The 25,385-nt window shown below is 44.0% G+C and carries 22 protein-coding genes, 1 other RNA gene, 2 pseudogenes and 1 other annotated feature; of the genes and pseudogenes, 4 read left to right on the top strand and 21 right to left on the bottom strand.

What is annotated here, in order from left to right; genetic code table 11:
- Both P4361_RS09095 and P4361_RS09090 read left to right on the top strand, forming a co-directional pair.
- A complete protein-coding gene (locus tag P4361_RS09095; RefSeq protein WP_328089117.1) occupies positions 1 to 1,335 on the top strand; it encodes an AAA family ATPase in 1,335 nt (444 codons plus the stop codon).
- Positions 1,336 to 1,451: 116 nt separating this feature from the next.
- Positions 1,452 to 2,210 (top strand): RsfA family transcriptional regulator, encoded by a 759-nt coding sequence (locus P4361_RS09090; protein WP_328089116.1) that lies wholly within the window; start codon positions 1,452 to 1,454, stop codon positions 2,208 to 2,210.
- A gap of 237 nt (positions 2,211 to 2,447) precedes the next feature.
- Here the strand turns inward: P4361_RS09090 and P4361_RS09085 are convergent, their stop codons facing one another.
- The 11 genes and pseudogenes from P4361_RS09085 to P4361_RS09035 all read right to left on the bottom strand — a co-directional run bounded on the left by P4361_RS09085 (position 2,448) and on the right by P4361_RS09035 (position 15,883).
- Positions 2,448 to 3,215 carry a tRNA threonylcarbamoyladenosine dehydratase gene (locus tag P4361_RS09085; RefSeq protein WP_053357729.1) on the bottom strand — a complete coding sequence of 256 codons (768 nt, stop codon included), beginning with the start codon at positions 3,213 to 3,215 and terminating at the stop codon, positions 2,448 to 2,450.
- 283 nt (positions 3,216 to 3,498) lie between these two features.
- Positions 3,499 to 3,676: non-coding RNA, 6S RNA (gene ssrS / locus P4361_RS09080), on the bottom strand.
- Between the two features lie 89 nt (positions 3,677 to 3,765).
- Entirely contained in the window at positions 3,766 to 5,553 is a 1,788-nt protein-coding gene (gene aspS, locus P4361_RS09075; protein ID WP_328089115.1) for an aspartate--tRNA ligase, read from the bottom strand.
- A gap of 14 nt (positions 5,554 to 5,567) precedes the next feature.
- The gene (gene hisS / locus P4361_RS09070) at positions 5,568 to 6,836 is read right to left on the bottom strand and encodes a histidine--tRNA ligase (protein ID WP_053357727.1); all 1,269 of its coding nucleotides are present in this window, start codon (positions 6,834 to 6,836) and stop codon (positions 5,568 to 5,570) included.
- A gap of 83 nt (positions 6,837 to 6,919) precedes the next feature.
- Positions 6,920 to 7,156 (bottom strand) — a binding site (T-box leader).
- 68 nt (positions 7,157 to 7,224) lie between these two features.
- Positions 7,225 to 7,404 carry an RNA polymerase subunit sigma-70 gene (locus P4361_RS09065; protein WP_309144587.1) on the bottom strand — a complete coding sequence of 60 codons (180 nt, stop codon included), beginning with the start codon at positions 7,402 to 7,404 and terminating at the stop codon, positions 7,225 to 7,227.
- A 54-nt stretch (positions 7,405 to 7,458) separates the two neighbouring features.
- Entirely contained in the window at positions 7,459 to 7,902 is a 444-nt protein-coding gene (dtd, locus tag P4361_RS09060; protein WP_053357726.1) for a D-aminoacyl-tRNA deacylase, read from the bottom strand.
- 23 nt (positions 7,903 to 7,925) lie between these two features.
- Positions 7,926 to 10,106, bottom strand: a complete 2,181-nt coding sequence (locus P4361_RS09055; RefSeq protein ID WP_062234214.1) for a RelA/SpoT family protein — start codon at positions 10,104 to 10,106, stop codon at positions 7,926 to 7,928.
- Between the two features lie 159 nt (positions 10,107 to 10,265).
- A complete protein-coding gene (locus P4361_RS09050) occupies positions 10,266 to 10,778 on the bottom strand; it encodes an adenine phosphoribosyltransferase (protein WP_053357724.1) in 513 nt (170 codons plus the stop codon).
- A 30-nt stretch (positions 10,779 to 10,808) separates the two neighbouring features.
- Positions 10,809 to 13,139 carry a single-stranded-DNA-specific exonuclease RecJ gene (recJ, locus tag P4361_RS09045; RefSeq protein WP_328089111.1) on the bottom strand — a complete coding sequence of 777 codons (2,331 nt, stop codon included), beginning with the start codon at positions 13,137 to 13,139 and terminating at the stop codon, positions 10,809 to 10,811.
- A 61-nt stretch (positions 13,140 to 13,200) separates the two neighbouring features.
- Positions 13,201 to 15,415 (bottom strand): annotated as a pseudogene (gene secDF / locus P4361_RS09040) (protein translocase subunit SecDF).
- 204 nt (positions 15,416 to 15,619) lie between these two features.
- Positions 15,620 to 15,883, bottom strand: a complete 264-nt coding sequence (locus P4361_RS09035; protein ID WP_231689225.1) for a post-transcriptional regulator — start codon at positions 15,881 to 15,883, stop codon at positions 15,620 to 15,622.
- 119 nt (positions 15,884 to 16,002) lie between these two features.
- Between P4361_RS09035 and spoVB the strand changes: the two genes are divergently transcribed.
- Positions 16,003 to 17,556 (top strand): stage V sporulation protein B, encoded by a 1,554-nt coding sequence (gene spoVB, locus P4361_RS09030; RefSeq protein WP_328089110.1) that lies wholly within the window; start codon positions 16,003 to 16,005, stop codon positions 17,554 to 17,556.
- Between the two features lie 29 nt (positions 17,557 to 17,585).
- Here the strand turns inward: spoVB and P4361_RS09025 are convergent, their stop codons facing one another.
- Positions 17,586 to 18,257, bottom strand: a complete 672-nt coding sequence (locus P4361_RS09025; protein WP_053357721.1) for a DUF421 domain-containing protein — start codon at positions 18,255 to 18,257, stop codon at positions 17,586 to 17,588.
- 206 nt (positions 18,258 to 18,463) lie between these two features.
- Here P4361_RS09025 and P4361_RS09020 point away from each other — a divergent pair, with 206 nt between their 5' ends.
- Positions 18,464 to 18,826: a TIGR04086 family membrane protein gene (locus P4361_RS09020; protein ID WP_053358516.1), complete on the top strand. Its 363-nt coding sequence runs from the start codon at positions 18,464 to 18,466 to the stop codon at positions 18,824 to 18,826.
- 48 nt (positions 18,827 to 18,874) lie between these two features.
- On the opposite strand, the gene yajC is transcribed toward P4361_RS09020, so the two are convergent.
- From yajC to P4361_RS08975, 9 genes and pseudogenes are all read right to left on the bottom strand, one after another.
- Complete coding sequence (gene yajC, locus P4361_RS09015) at positions 18,875 to 19,138, bottom strand: preprotein translocase subunit YajC (RefSeq protein ID WP_328089109.1); 264 nt, start codon at positions 19,136 to 19,138, stop codon at positions 18,875 to 18,877.
- A gap of 33 nt (positions 19,139 to 19,171) precedes the next feature.
- Entirely contained in the window at positions 19,172 to 20,314 is a 1,143-nt protein-coding gene (gene tgt / locus P4361_RS09010) for a tRNA guanosine(34) transglycosylase Tgt (RefSeq protein ID WP_328089108.1), read from the bottom strand.
- Complete coding sequence (queA, locus tag P4361_RS09005) at positions 20,292 to 21,353, bottom strand: tRNA preQ1(34) S-adenosylmethionine ribosyltransferase-isomerase QueA (protein WP_328089107.1); 1,062 nt, start codon at positions 21,351 to 21,353, stop codon at positions 20,292 to 20,294. The genes tgt and queA overlap by 23 nt, the downstream gene beginning before the upstream one ends.
- 21 nt (positions 21,354 to 21,374) lie before the next feature.
- Positions 21,375 to 21,572 carry a DUF2905 domain-containing protein gene (locus tag P4361_RS09000; protein WP_328089106.1) on the bottom strand — a complete coding sequence of 66 codons (198 nt, stop codon included), beginning with the start codon at positions 21,570 to 21,572 and terminating at the stop codon, positions 21,375 to 21,377.
- Positions 21,572 to 22,570, bottom strand: a complete 999-nt coding sequence (gene ruvB, locus P4361_RS08995) for a Holliday junction branch migration DNA helicase RuvB (protein WP_328089105.1) — start codon at positions 22,568 to 22,570, stop codon at positions 21,572 to 21,574. The genes P4361_RS09000 and ruvB overlap by 1 nt, the downstream gene beginning before the upstream one ends.
- Positions 22,571 to 22,583: 13 nt before the next feature.
- The gene (ruvA, locus tag P4361_RS08990) at positions 22,584 to 23,177 is read right to left on the bottom strand and encodes a Holliday junction branch migration protein RuvA (RefSeq protein ID WP_256226191.1); all 594 of its coding nucleotides are present in this window, start codon (positions 23,175 to 23,177) and stop codon (positions 22,584 to 22,586) included.
- A 185-nt stretch (positions 23,178 to 23,362) separates the two neighbouring features.
- On the bottom strand, positions 23,363 to 23,950 hold the full coding sequence (locus P4361_RS08985; protein WP_256226193.1) for a YhcN/YlaJ family sporulation lipoprotein: 588 nt from the start codon (positions 23,948 to 23,950) through the stop codon (positions 23,363 to 23,365).
- A gap of 87 nt (positions 23,951 to 24,037) precedes the next feature.
- Positions 24,038 to 25,027 (bottom strand): phosphotransferase, encoded by a 990-nt coding sequence (locus P4361_RS08980; protein WP_328089102.1) that lies wholly within the window; start codon positions 25,025 to 25,027, stop codon positions 24,038 to 24,040.
- Positions 25,017 to 25,385: pseudogene (locus tag P4361_RS08975) on the bottom strand (hypothetical protein); the annotation flags it as partial. The gene P4361_RS08980 and the pseudogene P4361_RS08975, both read right to left, overlap by 11 nt.

Raw genomic sequence — 25,385 nt, 5'->3', positions numbered from 1 at the left:
ATGGATTTGTTCAGTGATCACCAATCTCATGAAAAAAAAGCGATGGGACCGCTCGCAAGCCGAATGAGGCCCCGGTCAATAAAAGAATTTATCGGCCAATCCCATATTGTAGGTGAAGGAAAGCTTTTAAGGAGAGCTATCGAAGCGGATCAGCTCACACCGATGATTTTTTTTGGGCCGCCCGGAACAGGAAAAACGACGCTTGCGAAAATCATCGCTAATTCTACGTCTGCCTACTTTGAGCAATTAAACGCCGTCACTTCCGGAGTTGCTGACATCAAAAGGGTGACGAGTGAAGCGAAAGAACGGCTGTTGATGGATGAAACGAAAACGGTTCTTTTTATAGATGAAATACACCGCTTCAATAAAAGCCAGCAGGACGCCCTCCTGCCTTTCGTTGAAGATGGAACGGTAATTTTAATCGGTGCAACTACGGAAAGTCCAATGTTTGAAATTAACCCTGCCTTGCTTTCTCGATCACGCTTGTTCCGTTTTGAACATTTAACAGATGAACACACACGCTCTGTAATCCTTCATACACTTGAAGATAAAGAGAGAGGCTACGGAAAATACAATATTACAATGGATGATGATGCACTCAGCCACCTCGTGTCTGTAGCCAACGGAGATGCCAGGACTGCATTGAACGCTTTGGAGCTCGCTGTTCTGACGACAAAACCAGACGCTTCCGGCCAGATTCGCATAAACCTGGAAATTGCAGAAGAAAGCATTCAGCAGCGGGTGCTGCAGTACGACAAAAAAGGGGACAACCATTATGATACGATCTCTGCTTTTATAAAAAGCATTAGAGGCTCTGATCCAGATGCCGCCCTATATTGGCTGGCTAAGATGATCTATGCCGGTGAAGATCCAAGGTTCATCGCCCGGAGGATTTATGTCCACGCAGCTGAGGACATCGGCCTCGCTGATCCGAACGCCCTTCTCGTTGCGCAAGCTGCAGCTTACGCGGTGGATTTCGTCGGAATGCCTGAAGCTCGGATTCCTCTGGCCGAAGCGGTAGTTTATCTCGCTACCGCTCCAAAGAGCAATGCAGTTATCATGGGCATCGATAATGCACTTCAGGCTGTGAAGAAAGAAAAAAGCGGACAGGTTCCCATCCATTTACGTGATGCGCATTATAAAGGGGCTAGCCAGCTGGAGCATGGCAAAGATTATCAATATCCTCATAACTTCCAGGATGGGTATGTCGTTCAGCAATACTTGCCTGACCACTTGAAGAACAAAACCTTTTACGAGCCGACTGGCAGAGGTTTTGAAAAAAGCATACAGAAAAGGCTTGATTACTTTAACGAAAGAAAACGAAGTGAAACGTAATCTAGCACTCTGCTAATAAAAAACTATCAATTTTTGCTGAGCACGTATAGAATCCTCTCCTTTTGCTCAAAATGAGAACATAAACTCGTACATTATGAATCAAGGAGAGGATATATATGATAAAAGTAAGACAGGATGCCTGGTCTGAAGAAGATGATCTGCTTCTTGCGGAAACTGTATTGCGTCATGTGCGCGAAGGCAGTACGCAGCTCCATGCCTTTGAGGAAGTCGGCGATAAACTGGAGCGCACGAGCGCAGCTGTAGGCTTCCGGTGGAATGCGATCGTAAGAAAGAAATACGAACAAGCATTGAAGATTGCCAAAAAACAGCGAAAAGAACGGCAGCGGGCGATCGCTAAAGGCCAGCAGCAAAGCAAACCAGTAAAAGCTCCGGTTAAACAGGCGGTACCAGCAGATGATGAAGTATACCATCCTGAAGAATTTTTCAGAACACCGTTCACCTCTACTGCCCCTCAGCAGGAGCTGGCTGAACCTGCCTATACAGCAGCAGTGCCTGTTCCAAGTATTCAGCCTGCTCAGGCATCCTACCAGACCTATCAGACAGAGAATATATGCCTTAATGACGTGATTGATTACTTATCGGAAATCAATAGAAACGGTCTCGCAAATGGGCGAATAGAAGGCGAGAATGCCTCACTAAAACGGCAAAATGAAGAACTTTTCCATCAAAACCAGAAGCTTACTGAGCAGCTGAACAAGGTGGAAAAAGACTTTGCGGCCATGAAAGAAGATTACCAGGCACTGCTGCAGATTATGGACCGTGCAAGAAGAATGGTGCTGCTGCAGGATGATGCCGCAGATAACCAAAGTTTCAGAATGGACAAAAATGGAAACCTCGAAAAACTTGCAAAATAAAGGGGCTGTCCAAGAAGTCTGTAAGCTGTTGATTTCTGTTCCAGGGTGCTCGCTTTCCGCGAGGCGTGCGGTGAGCCTCTTGGCGCTAGCGCCTGCGGGAGTCTCACCTGTCACGCTAGTCCCGCAGGAGTCTCGCACCTTCCACTTCAATCAACTTTTCATTGAAGATTTTCAAGCTAAAAAGGAGCTGCTGAAGGTCAATTTTCGACTTTCAGGACAGCCCCTTTTTTGCATGAATCAATTCATTCTATTAATGGTAATGTTATGAATTTCAAGCAGTTTGTTTACCACGTGGCCTGCCATAAACAGTCCCGAAACGGATGGAACAAAAGAATTGGAGGACGGCGGCATTTTAGCTTTTCTGATTCCTGGAGCATTTTCAGGAACAATTTTCTCCCGGATGTCTTCTCTGATCTGAACAGGTTTTTCATCGGAGAAAACTACTGTTACTCCTTTATGGATGCCTTCCTTCCGAAGACGCTGCCTCATTACCCTGGCAATCGGATCATACGACGTTTTTGAAATATCCGCAATGCGAAGTCTAGTCGGATCCAGCTTGTTCGCCACTCCCATGCTGGCAATGATCGGAATCTTTCTTGTCAGGCACTCCTTTGCAAGATGCACTTTATAGGTGATCGTATCCGATGCATCCACAACAAAATCAAGGCCGTACGCAAAAAACTGTTCATACGTCTCTTCTGTATAAAACATTTGTAATGCTATCACTTCGCATTCGGGATTAATATCCGCAATGCGCTGTTTCATAAGTTCTACTTTGGACTGGCCTACCGTGGACAATAAAGCATGGATCTGCCGGTTGACATTCGTGATATCCACAACATCCTTATCCACAAGGATAAGTTTGCCGATTCCAGCTCGAGCAAGCGCTTCAGCTGAAAAAGAACCGACTCCTCCAATACCAAGAATTCCGACAGTGCTTCCTTTTAAAGCGGCTAATCCATCTTCGCCAATGGCGAGCTCATTTCTTGAAAACTGATGTAACATGAACCTTCTCCTTTCAAGTCTAGAAAAGCGCAAGCGACTTGCTAAGGTCCGACAAGTGCTGGAACTCTTACTCAGCAACACTGAAAACTGAAATTCATTTTCATCCCTAGGCGCTGAAGCTAGACATTACTTCATAGTACCTTCTTAGCTTACTTCCTAAAAAGAATATACTATTTCCCTGTCATGTACAACCTTTACTCAAATCCTGCAGCAAAAAACTACAAAAACCCGGACAAACCGTCCGGGTTTCCTCTATATTCTTGTATTAGATTAAGTGTTGGATGAGAGTCCCAACTGTGCCGTCAGTTCCTAAGTTTTGAACCTGCTCTCGCAGGTGGGTGCCCTGTTCCGCAATTTATGCGTCCTCTTCGCGGAGGCATGCACGCCTTGCAGAAACACTGACTCCCGAATAAAAAGTGTTGGCTCAAAACATTCGGTATTAACGAACACATCAGGACTCTTATTGGTATAAATCATACCACATCGTTTTATTGAAAACAAGCGAATCGGAGCGTATTATTTAAATTTTCTAACAGTTCAAACTTCTTACCTATGCCTTTTGTCCGTTCTCTTTTTCCACTTTTACGGCGAGGTGAAGTTCATTGAGCTGTTTTTCACTAACATGTGATGGAGCATTCGTTAACAGACAGCTTGCGCTGGCTGTTTTCGGGAATGCGATCGTATCTCTCAAGTTGTTTCTGCCGGCAAGAATCATCACGAGTCTGTCTAGGCCTAAAGCAATACCGCCATGCGGTGGCGTACCATATTCAAAAGCATCCATTAAGAAACCGAACTCTTCCTTTGCTGCCTCTTCAGTAAATCCGAGCGTCTTGAACATTTTTTCCTGAAGATCACGCTGATAAATACGCTGAGATCCTCCGCCAAGTTCATACCCATTTAATACAAGGTCATACGCTTTTGCACGAACAGCTCCGGGATTGCTCTCAAGCTGATCAAGATCTTCTTCTTTCGGCATCGTGAACGGATGGTGAAGAGCAACGTAACGGTTTGCATCTTCATCATATTCAACAAGCGGGAAATCAACGACCCAAAGGAAGTTCAACACACTTTCGTCGATAAGATCAAGGTCTTTACCCAGCTTTAGGCGAAGTGCTCCAAGAGCATCGGCAACTACTTTTTTGCTGTCAGCGACGAACAGGAATAAATCTCCCTCTTCACCTTCTAAAGCAGCAAGAAGGCCTTGTTTTTCTTCATCAGTAAAGAATTTCGCGATCGGCCCTTTTAATTCATGCTCTTCAAACTTGAGCCATGCCAATCCTTTTGCGCCATACCGTTTCACGAATTCAGTAAGCAGATCAATGTCTTTTCGAGAGTAATTGCCCGCTTGCCCTTTTACGTTGATGGCTTTGACTTCTCCACCATCCAAAACGGTAGAAGCAAATACCTTAAATCCTGATTCTTTTACAATTTCAGAAACGTTAATCAGTTCCATCCCAAAACGTGTATCCGGTTTGTCAGATCCGTAGCGCTCCATTGCTTCTGCATAAGTAAGGCGAGGCAGAGGAGTCTGTACGGAGAATCCGCGGACTTCACTTGCCATTTGAACCATAAGGTCTTCCATCATGCTCATCAAGCCTTCTTGACCAAGGAATGAAGTCTCGATATCGATCTGTGTAAACTCAGGCTGGCGGTCCGCCCGTAAGTCTTCATCACGGAAGCAGCGGACGACTTGGAAATAGCGTTCAAATCCAGATACCATCAAGAGCTGCTTAAAGAGCTGAGGAGACTGCGGCAAGGCATAGAATTGTCCTGGGTGCACCCGGCTTGGCACCAAATAGTCTCTGGCTCCTTCTGGAGTACTTTTTGTCAGCATTGGTGTTTCAATTTCCATAAACTCCTGCTGATCAAGAAAATCACGAATCATTTTTGTTACACGGTAACGCAGTTTCATCGTCTCCTGCATGACCGGCCTTCTCAAATCCAGATAACGATATTTTAAACGGACATCTTCATTAATTTCATTATCATCCGAAATGGAAAAAGGAGGTGTTTTTGAACTGTTGATGATTTCAAGTTCTTTACCTTGAATCTCAATTCGGCCGGTCGGTACATTTTCATTAATAGTACCTTCCTCACGTGCAATTACAGTTCCTTTAACAGAGAGAACAAATTCACTTCTCACTTTTTCAGCAATATCTAATGCTTCACTGGATACTTCGGGGTTAAAAACAACCTGAACCTGTCCTGAACGGTCGCGAAGGTCGATGAATATCAATCCTCCAAGATCTCTTCGCTTCTGTACCCAGCCGGTAAGCTTTACTTCTTCTCCGACATGCTTCTCAGTTAATGTTCCGCATTGATGTGTTCTTTCCGACATGATGTTATTCCTCCTCAAATTTGCTTCAGTATATATTCTGTGACTTGGTCGAGTGCGACTTCCGTTTGTTCACCAGACTCCATATCCTTAACAGAGATGACGCCATTCGCAAGTTCATCATCGCCAAGGACCGCAACAAATTTGGCATTTGTCCTGTCTGCAGCTTTGAACTGAGCTTTCATCTTTTTATCCAGATAATCTTTATCTGCTTTTAATCCGGCTTTACGGAATCGATAGAGAAGAGACGGTGCTTTCTCTTTCGCCTGATCGCCCATGGTAATGAGGTAACAGTCAAGAGAATCTTCGATCGGCAGCTTAACACCCTCTGCATCTAAAGCGAGCAATAATCGTTCAAGGCTCATTGCAAATCCAATCCCTGGTGTGGCTGGGCCGCCAACTTCTTCTGCAAGGCCGTTGTATCTGCCGCCTCCGCTTAACGTTGTGATAGCTCCAAAGCCTTCCGCATCACTCATGATTTCAAAAGCGGTATGGTTGTAGTAATCCAAGCCCCGTACGAGTTTAGGATCGATCACATATTCGATTCCCATTGCCGTCAATGTCGACTTGACTGTTTCGAAATATTCCCGTGACTCTTCGTTCAAATAATCATGAATCGATGGAGCTGTTTTCATCAGTTCATGATCCCGGTCCTTTTTACAATCCAAGATTCTGAGCGGATTGGTTTGAAGACGGTTCTGGCAGTCATGGCAGAACTCTCCGATCCGCGGTTCAAAGTGCGCCACAAGCGCTTCTCTATGCGCTTTTCGGCTTTCTTTGTCTCCTAAAGTATTTAAGACGAGACGAAGACTTTTTAATCCAAGTTCCTTGTAGACATCCATCGCCAGTGCCATGACTTCCGCATCGATGGATGGGTCATCACTGCCCATGGCTTCAATGCCAAACTGTACAAACTGACGGTATCTTCCAGCCTGTGGCCTTTCATAACGGAACATTGGGCCGATGTAATATAATTTAGTAGGCTGCTGAGCCAGGCCAAATAATTTGTTCTCGACGTAAGCCCTGACTGTGCTTGCCGTTCCTTCCGGACGCAGTGTCAGGCTCCTATCGCCGCGGTCCGTGAACGTGTACATTTCCTTTTGAACGATGTCAGTTGTATCTCCGACACTTCTTAAAAACAGTTCTGTATGTTCAAAAATCGGTGTTCTGATCTCCTTGTAATTGTATCTGCTGCAGATTTCTCGTGCTTTCTCTTCAACAAACTGCCATTTTTCAACTGTACCCGGTAAAATATCCTGGGTTCCTCTCGGGATTTGATAACCCATCCTTCATCCTCCTTGCATCCTGGTTAACCAATAATCTTTCGTGAAAAATAAAAAACTCCCGTCCCTATTATTATCTGAATAATAATAGGGACGGGAGTTATATACCCGCGGTGCCACCCTGGTTGAAGCTCATGCTTCCGCTCATAATTGCACGTAACGCCTGCATGCGTCCAACTCTACTGGGCATTGTCCATTTTCCGTTCGAATTGAAACCTCGGGAGTGTCTTTCACTAAATCATCATGCAGAAATGCTTGCAGCCTCTGGCATTTCCTCTCTTGGCATGTGGAGTTTACCTACTTTTCTCCGTCACTGGTGATTTCATTGAATTGTTATTTATCTTACTCATCAAAAAGAGCTATGTCAATCCCTTTTGCAAAAAAGTTGCAGTCAGCGTTTCATTTTTTTGCGAAGGCTGATCACACTGCGTAGAGGGACGCCAAATTCCTCAGCGAGTTCCATCGTGCTCGAAGACGCCTCTTTCTGTATAAAGTCATGAAAGTCAATCCCCATCAGCTGGTTTATATGCGAATTGACATGTTCACCCTTTTCTCCGTGCCGCATCATCATCTTCCTTTCACCTTTTGCTATAGTTTTTCCAAAAGGTGAAGGTTTTAACAGGACTTATTCCCTGCTGTCGAGAATGAGCGTTACTGGACCGTTATTGGTGAATGCAACATCCATCATCGCTCCAAAGATTCCGGTTTTGACCTCAATGCCCTTTTCACGGAGCATATCGTTGAATTTATCATACAAATCAGAAGCATGATCAGGTTTGGCAGCACCCATGAAATTTGGGCGGCGGCCTTTTCTGCAGTCACCATATAGCGTAAACTGTGAAACCGATAATATGGAACCTCCCACGTCTATGAGTGACAGGTTCATTTTTTGCTGATCATCTTCAAAGATGCGGAGATTTACTGCTTTTTCAGCAAGAAAAGCCGCATCTTTTTCTGTATCTTCATGCGTCACTCCGACAAGGAGCATCAAGCCGTGGCCGATCTGGCCGACCACTTTTCCCTCTACCGTAACGGCAGCATCTGTGACGCGCTGCAATACTATTCGCATGTTGCACTCCTTTAATTGTATCTTTATTGCATCACTCGGCGGACCGCATAAATGTCCGGTATCTGTTTAATCCGTTCCACCACTTTTTGCAGGTGGTTTACATTGTGAATGGAAATGGACATACTAATCGTCGCCATCTTGTTGCGGTCTGAACGGCCTGATACGGCTGTAATGTTCGTCTTGGTTTCGCCTACAGCATGAAGAACCTCATTGAGCAGGCCTCTTCGATCAAAGCCGCTGATTTCAATATCCACATTGTAGCTCTTCGGTTTTTCGATGCTGCCTTCCCATTCTACCGGCAGTAGCCTAACCTGTGCATCATCTGTGTTGACGTTAACACAGTCTTTGCGGTGTACCGAAACTCCGCGCCCTTTAGTAATATAACCGACGATGTCATCCCCAGGTACAGGATTGCAGCATTTGGAAAGACGGATCAGAAGGTTGTCTATCCCTTTCACGACGATTCCTGAATCAGTTTTTTTGGTTGATGGCAAGCTCTTCGATTCTGAAATGGCATCAAGGATTTCTTTGTTGTCCTGTTCCTGATCTTTTTTGCGGCGGAGTTTGTCCGTCAGGCGTGTCGCGATCTGTGCACCGGTAATTCCGTTATAACCGACAGCAGCATACATATCTTCTTCGTTCGCAAAATTATATTTTCTAATAACCGTCTGAAGATTTTCCTGTGTGAAGACATCCTTCAGTTCGAAGCCCCGTCCGGTAACTTCTTTTTCGATCATTTCTTTCCCTTTGGCGACGTTCTCTTCACGGCGTTCCCGCTTGAAGAACTGGCGGATTTTATTTTTGGCATGAGAGCTTTGCGTGATCTTCAGCCAGTCCTGGCTCGGCCCGTAGGAATGCTTGCTCGTCATGATCTCAATAATGTCACCGGTCTTCAGCGTATAATCAAGGGTTACCATCTTGCCATTCACTTTGGCACCGATGCAGCGGTTGCCGATCTCTGTATGGATGCGATAAGCAAAATCAAGAGGAACCGAACCGGCAGGAAGTTCGATTACATCACCTTTTGGCGTGAACACGAACACCATGTCTGAAAACAAATCCACTTTTAGAGATTCCATGAATTCTTCGGCATCTGCCACATCGTTCTGCCACTCAAGGATCTCCCTGAACCACGTTAACTTATTTTCAAACGTGTTGACCGGAGCCTTCTTGGAACCATCTTTATACGCCCAGTGAGCCGCGATCCCGTACTCGGCTACTCTGTGCATCTCGCTTGTACGGATCTGCACTTCGAGAGGATCTCCTTTAGGGCCGATCACTGTCGTATGAAGAGACTGATACATATTGGCTTTCGGCATAGCGATATAATCTTTGAACCGTCCCGGCATCGGCTTCCAGGCAGTATGAATGATGCCTAACGCGGCATAGCAGTCTTTAATGTTATGAACGATAACCCTCACTGCAAGCAGATCATAGATTTCATTAAACTGTTTGTTCTGCTTCACCATTTTTCGGTAGATGCTGTAAATATGCTTCGGACGTCCGGAGATATCCGCCTTGATCTGAACCTCGGAAAGCCGGCTGCTGATCTCTCCCATTACTTCCTGGACGTATTGCTCACGCTCTGCGCGCTTTTGCTTCATTAAGTTTACAATTCGATAGTATTGCTGTGGATTAAGATACCTTAAAGAAACATCCTCTAGTTCCCATTTAATGGTAGAAATTCCGAGCCTGTGTGCCAATGGAGCGAATATTTCAAGTGTTTCATTAGCTTTCTGAATCTGTTTTTCTTTTGGCATATGCTTAAGTGTCCGCATATTATGAAGACGGTCTGCGAGTTTAATCAAAATACAGCGGATATCCTGGGCCATTGCTACGAACATTTTACGGTGATTTTCGGCTTGCTGCTCTTCTTTTGACTTAAACTTGATCTTCTTCAGCTTCGTGACGCCATCAACAAGCATGGCCACTTCTTCATTGAACCGGTCGCTGATATCTTTCAGCGTAATCGGCGTGTCTTCCACTACATCATGAAGAAACCCGGCTGCAACAGTTACCGGATCCATTTGAAGATCGACCAAAATACCAGCTACTTCAACCGGATGCTGAATGTATGGTTCACCCGATTTTCGAAACTGGCCTTCATGCGCTTCTTTAGCGTATTCATACGCTTTTCGTAAAAGCTGTATATCGTCATGGGAAAGATAGCTTTCCGCGTTTTGTAACACTTCATCTATGGTCATTGAAAATCACCTAACGTCAAAAATTGTATATTGCTTCTATTATCATGAAAAAAAGTGAAGCTGTAAAGTAAAAAACGAAAAATGTCGAATTTCCTTTATTTACAATTCCATATGAAAAAGAAAGAGTACTCTGTTTTCAGAGAGCACCCTTTCCATCTTTTAATATTGCGTTAACGTAAAAATATCATATCCGGATAACTTTTTTCGTCCGTCCAAATACGTAAGTTCAATCATGAAAGCTATCCCTGCGACAACTCCACCAAGTTCTTCTACAAGTTGAATGGTCGCACCGATTGTTCCACCTGTCGCAAGCAGGTCATCCGTAATCAGGACTCTTTGTCCCGGTTTAATAGAATCCTTGTGCATTGTCAGCACGTCTTTGCCGTATTCAAGGCCGTAGCTTACTTTTACCACTTCACGAGGAAGTTTTCCATCTTTTCGAACCGGCACAAAACCAAGCCCCAATTTATAAGCAACCGGGCAGCCAACAATAAAGCCCCTCGCTTCGGGACCTACGATAACATCTATGTTTAGATCCTTTGCATATTCTGCAATATCATCTACAGCTTTAGCGTAAGCTTCGCCATCTTGCATAAGTGTGGTAATATCTTTAAACCGAATACCCTTAAGCGGAAAATCTTCCACTACAGAGATATATTTTTTGTAATCCATCTTCTTTTTTCCTCCTGTATCAACGCCTGATTATTTCCCTTTATACTGATCAAAGCAGTTCTTCAAATCCTGATAGGATGAATAGACAAGTTGATTTTCAATCTCCGCTTGTTCTAATTTACTCCTATATGTATATGAATGCTTCAGGTCTTTTTTGTCAGGACGATCATTAATCGAAATAACACCATCTTCTATTGTAACAAAATCCAGCTCAAAAAACACTTTTGACATAAATGGCACTGCTTCACGCGACCATCCCTTAAGTCTAGCCAGTTCCTCTCCGTGCTTGCTGGCATCAAATGTTTTACGTTTGGTTAAGAACGCATAAAACCATCTGAACTGCTCTCTTGTCGGAACAGTGGAAAAGAACTGATCATTTTCCTGGTGGAAGATGACATATGTTCTTTCGGGTTCTGGATTGCTTTCCAGAAGATAAAAGAATTCTTCCCTTGTTTTTGGAACATCGAGAAAAACAACATACTTTTCTTCAAAATTCAGGCTTTCTTTTTCCTGCGGATAAAGCCGGATCTGCTCTTTCAAGTCTGAAAACGCAGGATGTTCCTTCGTATCTGCCTCAAAGGCGATGAGAAGAACCTTGTCCTTAGGGAGGCCGGACAGTTTTTTCTGAGCGTCCCTTATCCCTCTCAGATCAAATAATTGCCATTCTTTTACGGCCAGATCACTAAGCATAAGCTGCGGTTTCCGGAACCCGTTCCATTCATTGATTGATAGCTCTCCTACCGCTGAGAGCGGGGAATGATAGCTTAGCTCATCCATTAGCGGGCCTTTATGAAAACCAATCGCATCCAGCTTCGATTTGCCATCTGAGAATTGTATTTTCAAATGGTTGGACTGGCTGCCGATCTTCTTGATCTCGCTGATTCTAACATCAGGTATCAGTACGCGCGGAGTAGGGTTACTGACGCCAAAAGGAGCCAATTTGTTCATTTGTTCAATGGTTTCAATGGATACTTCATCAAGTGAGCATTCCAAATCAATAGAAGTCACGGGTTTAAAATCTTCTTCTGTTAATTGTTCACCAGCCTGGCGGTTAAGCCGGCTTCTCAGTTCATCCAGATCACTTACGGCCAAAGTCATGCCTGCCGCCATAGGATGCCCTCCAAAGTGTGGAAGTATATCACGGCTCAGCGATAAGTTCTCAAACATATCAAAGCCTTCAATGCTCCTTGCCGATCCTTTGGCAAGGCCCTTCTCTTCATCGATGCTTAAAACGATTGTCGGACGGTAAAATTGTTCGACTAGCCGGGAAGCTACGATACCGATGACTCCTGCGTTCCATCCTTCCTTTGCGACAACAAGAACATTGTTTTTATCAGGTGGATACTTTTGTTCCACCAATTCAATGGCTTCCTTTGTGATCTCAGATACAATGGTTTGACGTGTTTTGTTCAATTGATCAATTTCAGCGGCAAGCATGGCAGCTTCTTCCTTGTCATCAGTCGTAAAAAGCTCAACCGCAGGAACTGCAGAATCCAGTCTTCCAACCGCATTAACACGGGGGCCAATCGCAAACCCTACATGCTCTGCATTCAGCACCGTATCTTTTAAACCAGCAACCTCGAAAAGTGCTTTTAATCCTGTCTTAGTGGTTCTCTCCAGTGCCTTTATTCCTTCTTTTGCAATGATGCGGTTTTCATCCACAAGAGGAACCAGATCAGCAATCGTGCCAATGGAGGCAATATCCAATAAGTGCAGCGGAGCTTTGCCAAGCAGAGCATGCGCAACTTTGAACGCGACACCTACTCCCGCCAGCCCTTTAAAAGGATATGGGCATCCAGGTTTTTTGGGATTGATAATACTATAAGCATCAGGCAGAACAGGAGGAGGCTCATGATGGTCAGTAATGATAAAATCCAGTCCCATCTCTTTCGCCGCACGTGCTTCATTCACAGCTGAAATCCCCGTATCGACTGTAATAACAAGACTGAAACCTTGTTCCTTCGCCCATCTTAACGCGGGTTCATTTGGTCCATAGCCTTCTGTAAAACGATTTGGTATGTAAAAATCAAAATTGGCGTCTAACGCCTTTAATGTATATACCATAACAGATGTACTGCTTACTCCATCTGCATCATAATCACCAAAAATAAGAATCTTTTCTTGGCTGGCAACAGCCTGTTGGATCCGATCAACAGCTTCTCTCATCCCATCCATTAAGAAGGGATCATAAAAAGCCTCCGTTCCACTGGACAAAAACTGTTCAGCACTAGTTTTTGTTTCCATTCCCCTTGCAACTAATAGGTTGGCTACTAACTTTGGGATTTTTAAAGAAGAGGCTAATTCCTTTACTTTATCTTCATCTAAAGTTCGGACATTCCACCTCGTTCGTGCTTTCAACATAAAAAAATCACCTCATAACCTATTTATTATACAAAATGGGTTACGAGGTGACAATGAATTCCTATGCCTGATTATTGGCAGAACTGAATTTAAGTTTTTTCAACTGTCTGGATTTAAGTACAAACCAGAGCTGAGAAGCAATACAAATAGATGCATACGTTCCAAAAACCAGTCCGATCAACAGGGCGATCGAGAAGTTCATGATGGACGCGTTTCCGAAGATCAGCAATGCAACTACCGTGAGCACTACTGCAAATACCGTATTAATGGAACGGGTAAGAGTCTGCATAATACTGTCGTTGATCACCTTGTAGAGGGTCTCAACATTTTTCACCTTCGTAAACTTCATGTTTTCGCGGATTCGGTCAAACGTGATGATCGTATCATGTACCGAGTAACCTACGATGGTTAATACGGCTGCTATAAACGTAAGATCCACTTCAAGCCGCAGAATGCTGAACACGGCTACAATCAAAAATGCGTTGTGCAATAATCCAACAATCGCTGCCAATGACATTAGCCATTCAAAACGCAGGCTGATGTAGATGATGATTCCGATGGAGGCAATCAGTACAGAAATGATCGCATTCCTGGCCATTTCCCGGCCAACCGTTGGTGATACTGTATTGATGTTCGGCTCATCTCCGTATTTCTGTTTAATGGCCGTATTCACTTTTGCCACTTCTTCACGTGAGAGCATACCAACAAAGGATACTGTCGCTCTGTCACTATTTTTACCAGAGATCAGCGGCTGGCCATCCGGTTTAAGACCTAAGTCTTCAAAATCTTTCTTGAGCTCAGCAGCTTTTAAATGGTTCCCGCTGATTTCAACCCTCGTTCCGCTTTCAAAATCGATACTTAATTTCAAACCTATGGTTAAAAGGCAAATGAGCCCTACGATGGTTAAAAGAGAGGAGAAAATAAAAAATTTCTTCCGCTGTTTTACAACATCAAAATGAAAATTCGGGTTTCTAAAGCTCATGTATATCACTCTCTTTCACTCCGAAGTAACCCGGTTTTTTGTTCAAGAACTTGCTGTTTACCCAGAGGCCCAGCAAAATTCGGGATACGTACACATTGGTAAAGAAGCTGGTTACAACACTCACAATTAGTACGAGAGCGAATCCCTTAACTGAACTTGTACCATATGCAAATAGAACTGCTGCTGTGATGATGGAGGTTAAATTCGCATCAAAGATCGGAGCAAACGAGCGCTTTGACCCCGACTTATAAGCGGAAGCGATTGATTTTCCGGAACGAATTTCTTCTTTAATTCTTTCAGCGGTTATAATATTTGCATCTACAGCCATACCTACTCCAAGGATAAAGGCAGCGATTCCTGGAAGAGTCAGTACCGCATCCATCCAATCAAAAATGAGAAGGTTTAAATAAATATAAAAACTGAGTGTGACAATAGCGATAAGGCCTGGGAACCGGTAGTAAAACGCCATAAAAAGGAAGACGAGAGCAATACCGATAATTCCGGCAGTGACCGTTTCATCCAAAGCCTGTTTCCCGAATTTAGCACCAACAGAATTCGAATAGTTTTCATCCAATTTCACAGGAAGTGCTCCGGCATTCAGGATAGAAGACAGGTTGTTCGCTTCTTCCTGGGAAAAATGCCCAGTAATAACGACAGTTTTCTGATCCAATTCTTTAGTGACAGATGGCGCAGAGATAAATTTAGGTTTTTTCTTTGTCGCCTCTTCTTTATATGAATCGCCTTTTTTATAATCAAGCCAGATGACGAGCTGATTTTGTCCAGGCCCCATGTTCATGACTTTTCTCGTTACTTTAGCAAACTTATTCGGATCTTTCAGAGTCAGCTGAACGATCGGCTGGTTCGGATTGTTCTGGTCAAAGGTTACTTTTGAACCGCCGCCTTTAAGGTCCGATCCATCAAGCAATACCTTGTCATTGACATCTCTGAAGGTCAACTGAGCCTGTGTAGAAAGGAGTTTTCTTGCTTTGTTCTGATCCTTGATTCCTGCAAGCTGAACCCGGATCCGATTTTTCCCTTCGATTGTGATGTTCGGCTCCGAAACACCAAGTACGTTTACCCGTCGATCGAGTGCTTCTACCGCACTTTTTAGAACATCGTTTGTAATCTTTTGGCCTTCTTTGGCTGGTTTTACATCGTAAAGTACTTCAAATCCCCCTTGTAAATCCAGACCGAGCTTAATATTATTTACAATCCCCTTTGTTGTCATGCCGATCAGACCAACAATTACGGCAAGGATTATAAAAAATGTAAGGATCTTGCTCTTCTTCACCATTCCTTCTTTCCTCCTTCATGCTGCCGACACACTTTTAAGCACGATAATGAATATGTATAGAAAAGTGCAATCTTCCCCATTATAGCGACAGTTGTTTTTTTCTGTCAATTTCATTCCGAAAACTTTGTAAAACTTTACATAATCCTATCTTTTGCGTTTCTTTGATAAGCAGCAAAAAAGGGTACCCCGCCGGGGATGGCCCTTTTATTCCACATCCCTCTTAAACGCTTCGAGTGTCAGCCAGTTCATAAAATCGGTCAATGATAAACCAAGTATCAGACCAACAAGAACATGCAATTTTGCTTCCTCTTTTTTCTTTTGAGCCTTACGCATCACACAATTCCATACTTCTTCATTCGAAACACTCTCGTACCCAAGAAAATGAAACTCTTCAGCTTTGCATTGCAGAGCTGGTTCAACCTCTGTTTTCATGTCTTCAAAACTCATCACATCCAATGATTCGTTCACCTCTCCTGCGTTTTGCGGATAAAAAACAACTTGTCATGCTTTGTCCATTTTCTCCATATAAATGGGTTACACGGAAAACCGATGTCAAACTCATATCTGATAAGAAAGTAGGGCCCGATATGTCAAAACAAACCCTTATCCAGGGAACACTGCTGCTCATTCTCGCCGGATTGATCACACGGATCCTTGGGTTTATCAATCGCATAGTTGTCGCCCGGGTGATGGGACAGGAAGGCGTCGGCCTTTATATGATGGCTGTGCCGACGATGCTATTAGCCATCACCTTGACACGAATGGGGCTTCCCATCGCCATCTCTAAACTAGTGGCCGAAGCCGATGCGAAAGGCGACCGCAAAAAGATCAAAAAGATACTGATCGTCTCCCTGGCCGTAACTGGTGTGCTCAGCATCATTTTTACAACTGCCATGATCGCGGCTGCTCCTATATTGTCTCATTATTTCTTTACAGACAAAAGAACCTTTTACCCTTTAATCGCAATTGCACCGGTAGTGCCCGTCATCGCTGCATCTTCTGTGCTGAGAGGATACTTTCAAGGACTTCAGAACATGCGTCCTTCCGCCTATTCCCAGGTCATTGAGCAGATTGTGCGGATTACTCTTGTAGCACTTCTTACCGGACTCTTTCTTCCTTATGGTGTCGAGTATGCAGCGGCCGGAGCGATGATCTCAGTTATCATCGGAGAGCTCGCTTCCCTTTTATATATGTTCTCCATGTTTAAGTTAAAAAAAAACATGAAGGTCCGAAAAGGATTTTTCGGACAGCTAAAAGGCGGTCGCTCCACATTAAACGAACTGCTCGGAATCGCTCTTCCGACCACCGGAAGCCAGCTGATTGGTTCTGTTTCTTACTTTTTTGAACCGATTGTGGTTGTTCGAAGTCTGGCGATTGCCGGGGTGAGCATCATTGCCGCAACAAGACAGTACGGGGAACTGGCAGGTTATGTCATTCCCTTGCTTTACTTGCCTACATTTATTACCTATTCGTTATCTGTTTCACTCGTCCCTGCCATCAGTGAAGCAAACGCCAATAAAAAGTATTCCTTGATTGAACACCGGCTGAATCAGTCTTTGCGGCTTTCCATGCTGTCTGGAGGCATCGCCGCAGTAATTACCTACGTGTATGCCGTTCCAATCATGGACCTTATGTATAACTCTCCTGCTTCTGCTTCTTATTTAAAGGTCATGACACCGCTGTTTTTCTTTTTATATTTTCAGGGGCCTCTTCAGGCAGTGTTACAGGCCATGAATCTTGCCAGAGCGGCTATGATGAACAGCCTGATCGGATCAGCCGTCAAACTTGCTGCTGTCTTTGCTCTTGCTACAAGGCCTGAATTCGGCATCATGGGTGTGGCCATGGCCATCGTTCTAGGCATCGTCGTAGTCACTCTCCTTCATTTTGCAAGTGTGGCCAAAGCGATCAGCTATACGATCAAAGCTAAGGATTTCATCTACGGTTTCTTTTCCATCATGATCACCGGATTTGTTTCACAGCTCATCTATACGTATATCTTCCCTCAGTTCTCAAGGGTGGCAGGAATGTGCCTCTGCCTCGTCTTAACAAGTATCGTTTATCTTCTTGCTCTGTTGTTTTTCCGCTTGGTGAAGAGAGAAGACCTCGCTCACCTTCCGCTAATTAAAAGATGGATTGCATAAAACAAAGCCTCTCGAACTCTAGAGAGGCTTTAATCATCTTTTTTGTCTACATACAGCGAGTCATTATTATTTATCGTACAGATAGAGATATTTTTTGTATCCCTGATTCCCATCTTGCGCAGTTCCTGGCGTAGCCATAAAGAGGTTTTATCCAGTTTTTTTAGATGGTCTTCCTGAATTTTCCCATCCAATATCACCGGGAACACCAGAGGGAGCGGGCTTACTGCTGAATTTGTTTTCCTGTCACACTCAACTTCTCTTGTAATGACGGAAAGCTTCCCTGTTGATTCCAGAATTCCAAATTCTACATCCGCCACATTCTTTATGTTGTTCTCCCTTAATTGAGTCAGCAGGTCATCAAAATTATAGCGCTGTTTTTTCATTTCAGATTCATTAATTTGTCCGTTCTCAATGATAATGGAAGGCTTGCCGTCAACGATCTCTCGAACCTTTTTGCTTTTTAATGAAAGGAACGCAAGGAAAATTTGAATGAGAAACAGTACAAAAATTCCAACCAGATGCTTAAGCATCGGTACTTTCGGATCTTCAATCGAGATGACCGCCAGTTCGGCGATCATAATGGAAACAACAAAGTCAAGTACAGATAATTTTCCAATTTCCCGTTTTCCCATCAACCGAAATACGCCAATCAAAATAAAATAAACAAAGATTGTCCTCAAAATAATTGTATAATATTCCATTGCTTTCCCTCCTTTCATTTTCATCATAATTAGTTTGACCATCGTGATGAATGAACATGAGGCGAATGTTTTGGTAATTGAATTAAATAATGGGCATTTTCCAGGGAGAAGGACAAAAAATGTTCGTCTATTTTTCGGGACGGTGAATATGGATATAAGGAAGGCTTGTATGTAAAGGAGGACGAATCCAAGTGGCTGTTCGACATATGTTTTCTTCAATGATAAAAGGTGTTGCCACAATTTTAGTTGCCATTATCATAAGCAGTCTTATTCTTTCTCTTCTATTGCGGTTCACCTCTCTGACAGAATCATCTTTAAAATGGGTGACGACTGGTCTTTCCTTTCTTTCTCTCTTTATTGGAGGATTTCTTTCAGGTAAAAAGGGAAAAGAAAAAGGCATTATGCTTGGTTCCGGTACAGCCCTGCTTTTCTCCTTGCTCGTGTTTTTAGTGCAATATTTAGGATACCAAACCACATTTACATCCATGCAGTACATGTATCACGGAATCTTTTTACTCCTTTGTATGCTGGGAGCCATCATGGGCGTCAATTTCAGCAGCCATAAATAGCTCAATAAAAAATGGCAGGAAGCAACGGGGCTTCTGCCATTTTTTATTTTATTGTACTTCTCTTGATTCACGGATCGCGTTACGGTCAAACGTAAGCGCTGAACCGTCCTTCGATTTAATAACCACCGTGTTTTCTTCCAGCACTTCAATTGTGCCATGGAGACCGCCGATAGTTACAACGTGATCACCTTTTTTCAAGCCACTCTGCATGGTTTTAACCGCTTTTTGTCTTTTCTGCTGAGGTCTGATCAGCAAAAAGTAAAAAATAACAAACATCAGTAAAATTGGTAAAAGAGAACCTAAAGAACCCATTTATTTCACCCCTTTCTATTAGTTAAACATCCATTAAAAGTTTTTGGCGTTGGGTTTATTAAATCCGTATTGTTCAAAGAATTCTTCACGGAAATCAAGCAGCCTGTCCTCGCGGATGGCCTGCTTCACCTGCTCCATTAAGTTTACCAAAAAATAAAGGTTATGGTAACTTGTGAGCCTGAAACCAAACGTTTCATTGCTCTTCACCAGATGGCGGATATAAGCACGTGAATAGTTTCGGCACGTATAGCAATCACAATTTTCATCAAGAGGCCTGAAATCACGTGCATATTTCGCATTCCGGACGACGAGGCGGCCTTCACTTGTCATAAGCGTTCCGTTTCTTGCAATACGTGTAGGCAGTACGCAGTCAAACATATCAATACCGCGGATCGCTCCATCAATCAGCGAGTCAGGCGATCCGACACCCATTAAATACCTTGGTTTGTTGTCAGGCAGGTACGGCGTCGTAAATTCTAGCACTCGGTTCATAACATCCTTAGGTTCACCGACAGAAAGCCCGCCGACCGCGTAACCTGGAAAATCAAGAGAAACAAGGTCCTCTGCGCTTTGACGGCGTAGATCTTCGTATTCACCACCCTGAACGATTCCGAAAAGCCCCTGGTCATTCGGACGTTCATGGGAAGCCAGACACCTTTCAGCCCAGCGGCTCGTCCTTTCTACAGAGGATTTCATGTATTCATACTCAGCTGGATACGGCGGGCATTCATCGAATGCCATCATGATGTCCGAGCCTAAGGCATTCTGAATCTCCATGGCTCCTTCAGGACTCAGGAACAGCTTTTCTCCGTTCAGATGGTTCCTGAAATGCACGCCTTCTTCTGTGATCTTTCTCAAATCACTTAAGCTGAATACCTGAAAACCGCCGGAATCCGTTAAGATGGAACGGTCCCAGTTCATGAATTTATGAAGGCCGCCAGCTTCACGGATGATCTCATGTCCCGGACGAAGCCAGAGATGATACGTGTTGCTCAAAATAATATTGGCGCCAAGGTCTTTTAACTCCTCAGGGCTCATTGTTTTAACGGTAGCGAGTGTTCCTACCGGCATGAATACCGGAGTCTCAAATACGCCATGGGGCGTGTGGACTTTTCCGAGCCTCGCTCCTGACTGCTTACAAGTTTTGATTAATTCATACCGAACGGCTGCTGTCATGTTTGTACTCCCCTTCCAAAATCAGCATGGCATCTCCAAAGCTAAAGAAGCGGTACCGTTGACGCACAGCTTCATTATAGGCGTTCAGTACATTTTCACGGCCTGCAAGCGCGCTGATCAGCATAATCAATGTAGATTTAGGCAAATGGAAGTTCGTAATCATTCCATCTATGGCCTTAAAGGTATACCCAGGATAGATGAAGATATCTGTCCATCCTGAATCCTCTTTGAATTCATCGTATTTTCCGGCGACGGTCTCAAGGGTGCGGGTTGATGTGGTACCGACCGAAATAATTCGGCCGCCATTGTTTCTTACTTCATTCAAAAGTGCAGCCGTGCCTTTTGTCAGCTGGTAATACTCAGCATGCATGTCGTGTTCTTCGATGTCTTCAACAGAAACAGGACGGAAAGTTCCCAATCCCACATGAAGCGTGATAAAAGCAACATGAATCCCTTTGTTCTTTATCTCTTCAAGCAAGGATTCGGTGAAATGAAGACCCGCAGTAGGGGCTGCTGCCGACCCTTGGTGTTTAGCAAAAACCGTCTGATACCGCTCCCGCTCCTCCAGCTGCTCTTTAATATAAGGAGGCAGCGGCATTTCGCCAAGAGCGTCCAGAATTTCATAGAAAATACCTTCATATTCAAATTTAAAGATACGCCCGCCCTGATCCGTTTCCTCCAGACAAACAGCTTTAAGCAGACCGTTTCCAAAAGAAACAACGGTACCCGGTTTCACTCTTTTTGCAGGTTTCACCAGTGTTTCCCACGTGTCGCTGCCTGTTTCTTTCAACAGCAATATTTCAATCTTTGCCTTTGTATCCTCTTTCTCTCCGAGCAGTCTTGCCGGCAGTACTCTCGTATCATTCAGGACAAGACAGTCTCCCGGGTTCAAATAATCGATTATATTTTTAAATGTATTATGCTGTATCTGTCCGGTTACCGGGTCAAGCACCATGAGCCTTGAAGCCGTCCGGTCTTTCAGCGGTGTCTGAGCGATCAGCTCTTCCGGCAATTCAAAATCAAACAAATTGATGTCCATTTTCTTCTCCTGTTTCTCTAACTATTTAAAACGCCCGATCACATAAAATATCAAAGACAGCAAAATGCTGATGATAATGGATGTGACGATGGGAAAATAAAAAGTAGTGTTTCCTTTTTTAAAAACGATGTCGCCGGGAATCTTGCCGACGAACGTCCATAAACCACCGATAATGATCAAGATGACTCCCATCAGTATTAACAGCCGGGGTATTCCCATTAAGGATTCGGCACCTCCATATTAAAATGCTCATAAGCAAGGGCAGTCACCACTCTCCCCCTTGGGGTGCGCTGTATAAAGCCAATCTGCAGCAGGTAGGGTTCATAAACATCTTCAATCGTATGGGATTCCTCACCGATCGTAGCTGAAATGGTTTCAAGACCTACCGGGCCGCCTTTATATTTATGGATGATCCCTTGTAATAATTTATGGTCAATATGATCCAATCCTAAACGGTCAACTTGAAGCATTTCCAGCGCCCTGTCTGCGAGGCTGATACTCACCGTATCCGTCCCATCGACCTGGGCAAAGTCCCGTACTCTTTTGAAGAGACGATTGGCGATCCTCGGCGTCCCTCTTGAACGGCGGGCTATCTCTTGGGCAGACGGCCTGTCAATCTTCATGCCAAATACTTCACTGGTCCGTGTAACAATTTCGGTTAAATCTTCATTATTGTAGTATTCCAGACGTGCCAGCACACCAAATCGGTCACGGAGCGGTGAGGACAGAGACCCGGCACGGGTAGTCGCCCCTACTAACGTAAACGGAGGCAGATCCAGCCGGACAGATCGAGCTGTTTCGCCCTTTCCGATTACAATATCCAGGCAGAAGTCTTCCATCGCGGAATAGAGCACTTCCTCGATCGCTCTTGATAGCCTGTGAATTTCATCAATAAACAGCACATCCCCAGGTTCAAGTGCTGTGAGGATAGCTGCCAGATCACCCGGCCGCTCAATTGCGGGTCCGCTTGTCGTTCTGAAATTGACGTTCATTTCTTTCGCAATGATAAATGCGAGCGTTGTTTTCCCAAGACCCGGAGGCCCGTATAGCAAAACATGGTCAAGGGCCTCATTTCTAAGCTTAGCCGCCTGAATAAAGATATTTAGATTTTCTTTTACTTTTTCTTGGCCTATGTATTGATGCAAATATTCCGGACGCAAACTCAATTCAAAAAAATCGTCCTTTGAGCTTTCACCCGATACTATTCTGTCGTCCAAAGCGATCACGCCCCTAATGGTTCACTAGCTTCTGCAGCGCTTTCCTTATGTACTGATCTGTTGTCAGATCTTCCTTTTTAAGGGAAGGCAGCACTTTATTAATTTCTTTCTTGGCATACCCTAAAGCCGTTAACGCTTCAACCGCTTCATCAAGCTGTTCAGAACTGTCGGAAACCTGGCCGGCAAATAATCCCTCCATTGGCTCTTCAGTGAAGATCGAAAGCTTTCCTTTAAGGTCCAATATCATCTGGCGGGCCGTCTTCTTCCCTACACCCGGAAATTTCACAAGAAACCCTTCATCCTCAGCTTCAATGGCCCGGATCACTTGTTCTGGCTGTCCGAATGCCATGATGGCTAAGGCTCCTTTTGGGCCTATTCCTGATACGTTTAATAATTTTAAGAATAAATCTCGCTCTTTGCGTGTTTTAAACCCATACAGCGCGATCAAATCTTCCCTCACATAATGATATGTGTAGATCGTCTCAGCTTGACCGGGACGATAGATGAATGGATTCGGACAAAAAATTTGGTAACCAATCCCATTGGCTTCAAGAACTGCATATTCAGCAGACACGTGTTCAATCTTTCCATTTATATGTTCAATCAATCATGTTCTCTCCTTCTAGAAAAGCGGAAGCGCCGACAAGCGCTGGAGCTAGACATCACAAAAAGCGACCATACGTTTCTGTCAGTATTGTATCACAGAGTCAGCCCGAACGGGGAGTTTAACACAAAAATCGCAATGCTTCTGTTCAAAGAAATAAAAAAAGAGAACAGAAAAAATTCTGTTCTCTAACGATTATTTTCGAAAGGTCGTTTAACTGCATTTCCTAAGTTGGTGCCTGCTTTTCCGATATCCGCCATAATTCCCTTGATGTCAGAGCTGACTTCATTGGTTGTTTTGCCGTCACGGAGATTATTATCTACGTTTTTGATTCGATTCACGATCGAGTCATCAGTTGTCACGCGAACATCCCGATTGGGAACCAGCTTTTTCACTTCTCTATACACTCTCTGATTGACAGCGCTTTTATCGTTTTCACTGGTATCTATTCCGACAATGACGTTGTTATCATTCAAAATAACGTGAGCATCGTCTACATTGTTCATACTGTTGACACGGTTCCTGATCTTCTCGGCAAGCGCACCATCATAGTCCTCATGATACGTTACATTATGGTCGGTACGGTTATTATCCATCATGTCAGTAACAGGGCCTTTACTGCGGTCCAAATCACCGCGGTTGTCACCCTCGTTGGAATAATATCCGATCGGCCTTACATCATTATCGTTGCGGTCGAGCGCACCTTTGTTGTTGTTACAGCCCACCAGACCTGCTGTTAATGCAAGAACCGTTATTCCACTTAGTAAAATCTTCAATGCAAAAACCTCCTTTCACCACTAGAATGGCATTCGGAGGTTCTTTTTACTCTGTTACATACCGGTAAGACATATAATTTCTGGATATTACGTGGGATTCTTGATCAATTCCTGTATTGTTTTTATAAACTTTCTCCGGAACGGAAGATCTTCTTCTGTAAAGGCCGTCATTTCTTTGATCTGATCTTTCCCCGCTTCGAATGCACGATTCCATTCTCTGTATAGATCCGTCGGAAAAACAAGGGCGATTAAAAACCATTTTTTACGAAGAAGCGATTCCAGTTCAGGGTCTTGGCATTTTCGCAATATGGATGGGGACCAATCCCAATATGGCATGATCCGGTTTACATATTGAAGAATGTCATAATCATGCGGGACGACGGAAAACAGGTCGTAATCGATTAAGATTACGTTGTCCCCGCTTAAGCGCATAAAATTATGAGGAGCTACATCTCCGTGGCATACTTCACCCTTTTGTCTTGCGTTCTGTTCCATTTTTTCCAGTTCTCTTCGGTTCAATTTGCTCAATGACCATTTCCCCCACCCAATCATCTCCTGAAAAGCTTCACTCATCTCATGAGAAATATGATGTTTTTTACTATTTCTTTTAAAAGCATTAAATCGTTTGGTCCACTTTTCGATAAGTGAATAGCTCGATAGAAGCGAGAGATAGGAGTCAGACTGAAAGATACTCTGGCGGTGGAACTTTCGAATCGCATGGATTCCGTCTCTAATGTCCTTTTCGTCATTCAGATCAAGTTCATCACCTTTATAAAAAGGCATGATGCCCCAATACATGTTCCCATAGTAATGTATTTTCTTTCCGGTCGGAAAAGCCGTATATATTCCCATCATCGGACTTGATTGCTGAGAATACCACCGGGACAGCTTCAATTGCTCCTGACATTCTTCCTTTCTGGAGAACCCTTTAAGCACATAAGTTCCTGCTTTGGTTTCAATAATACAAACATTGTGTTTCACAAAATAATGGTTTTTAATATCCAGCCCTTTCTCAGTAAGGCTACTTAAGAAGAGACGCTTTTTTTTGAAACCGTCTCCGTATGAATTACTCTTCATCTTGATCTTGGCTGTCTAACGAGCCATCACGGTATTGCGCCTGTGAGTATGGATTTGGCATTCCTTGCATCTGACCCATTTGTCCTTGCTGCGCTGGGGGATTACCGCCGTAAGATACTTGCCCTCCGGACATATCACCATAACCTTGAGAAACTTGACCTGGCGGATATTCACCATACATTTGCTGACCCTGCATTCCTTGGCCCATCGGATGGCCGCCATATGGCTGAACTTGCATTCCCTGACTCATCGGCTGGCTGCCGTATGGCTGAACTTGCATTCCCTGGCTCATCGGCTGGCTGCCGTATGGCTGAACTTGCATTCCCTGGCTCATCGGCTGGCCGGCGTATGGCTGAAC

The organism is Fictibacillus sp. B-59209 (assembly GCF_036216745.1).
GTDB lineage: Bacteria > Bacillota > Bacilli > Bacillales > Fictibacillaceae > Fictibacillus_C > Fictibacillus_C marinisediminis.
The sequence above is the reverse complement of the archived record's forward strand: the minus strand, read 5'-3'. Positions and strand labels throughout refer to the sequence as shown.

Excerpts from the sequence above, each read along its gene's own strand:
- P4361_RS09095 (WP_328089117.1), top strand. The coding sequence starts at position 1 with ATGGATTTGTTCAGTGATCACCAATCTCATGAAAAAAAAGCGATGGGA.
- P4361_RS09090 (WP_328089116.1), top strand. The coding sequence starts at position 1,452 with ATGATAAAAGTAAGACAGGATGCCTGGTCTGAAGAAGATGATCTGCTT.
- P4361_RS09085 (WP_053357729.1), bottom strand. The coding sequence starts at position 3,215 with ATGTTACATCAGTTTTCAAGAAATGAGCTCGCCATTGGCGAAGATGGA.
- aspS (WP_328089115.1), bottom strand. The coding sequence starts at position 5,553 with ATGTCGGAAAGAACACATCAATGCGGAACATTAACTGAGAAGCATGTC.
- hisS (WP_053357727.1), bottom strand. The coding sequence starts at position 6,836 with ATGGGTTATCAAATCCCGAGAGGAACCCAGGATATTTTACCGGGTACA.
- P4361_RS09065 (WP_309144587.1), bottom strand. The coding sequence starts at position 7,404 with ATGATGATGCGGCACGGAGAAAAGGGTGAACATGTCAATTCGCATATA.
- dtd (WP_053357726.1), bottom strand. The coding sequence starts at position 7,902 with ATGCGAATAGTATTGCAGCGCGTCACAGATGCTGCCGTTACGGTAGAG.
- P4361_RS09055 (WP_062234214.1), bottom strand. The coding sequence starts at position 10,106 with ATGACCATAGATGAAGTGTTACAAAACGCGGAAAGCTATCTTTCCCAT.
- P4361_RS09050 (WP_053357724.1), bottom strand. The coding sequence starts at position 10,778 with ATGGATTACAAAAAATATATCTCTGTAGTGGAAGATTTTCCGCTTAAG.
- recJ (WP_328089111.1), bottom strand. The coding sequence starts at position 13,139 with ATGTTGAAAGCACGAACGAGGTGGAATGTCCGAACTTTAGATGAAGAT.
- spoVB (WP_328089110.1), top strand. The coding sequence starts at position 16,003 with ATGTCAAAACAAACCCTTATCCAGGGAACACTGCTGCTCATTCTCGCC.
- P4361_RS09025 (WP_053357721.1), bottom strand. The coding sequence starts at position 18,257 with ATGGAATATTATACAATTATTTTGAGGACAATCTTTGTTTATTTTATT.
- P4361_RS09020 (WP_053358516.1), top strand. The coding sequence starts at position 18,464 with ATGTTTTCTTCAATGATAAAAGGTGTTGCCACAATTTTAGTTGCCATT.
- yajC (WP_328089109.1), bottom strand. The coding sequence starts at position 19,138 with ATGGGTTCTTTAGGTTCTCTTTTACCAATTTTACTGATGTTTGTTATT.
- tgt (WP_328089108.1), bottom strand. The coding sequence starts at position 20,314 with ATGACAGCAGCCGTTCGGTATGAATTAATCAAAACTTGTAAGCAGTCA.
- queA (WP_328089107.1), bottom strand. The coding sequence starts at position 21,353 with ATGGACATCAATTTGTTTGATTTTGAATTGCCGGAAGAGCTGATCGCT.
- P4361_RS09000 (WP_328089106.1), bottom strand. The coding sequence starts at position 21,572 with ATGGGAATACCCCGGCTGTTAATACTGATGGGAGTCATCTTGATCATT.
- P4361_RS08980 (WP_328089102.1), bottom strand. The coding sequence starts at position 25,027 with ATGAAGAGTAATTCATACGGAGACGGTTTCAAAAAAAAGCGTCTCTTC.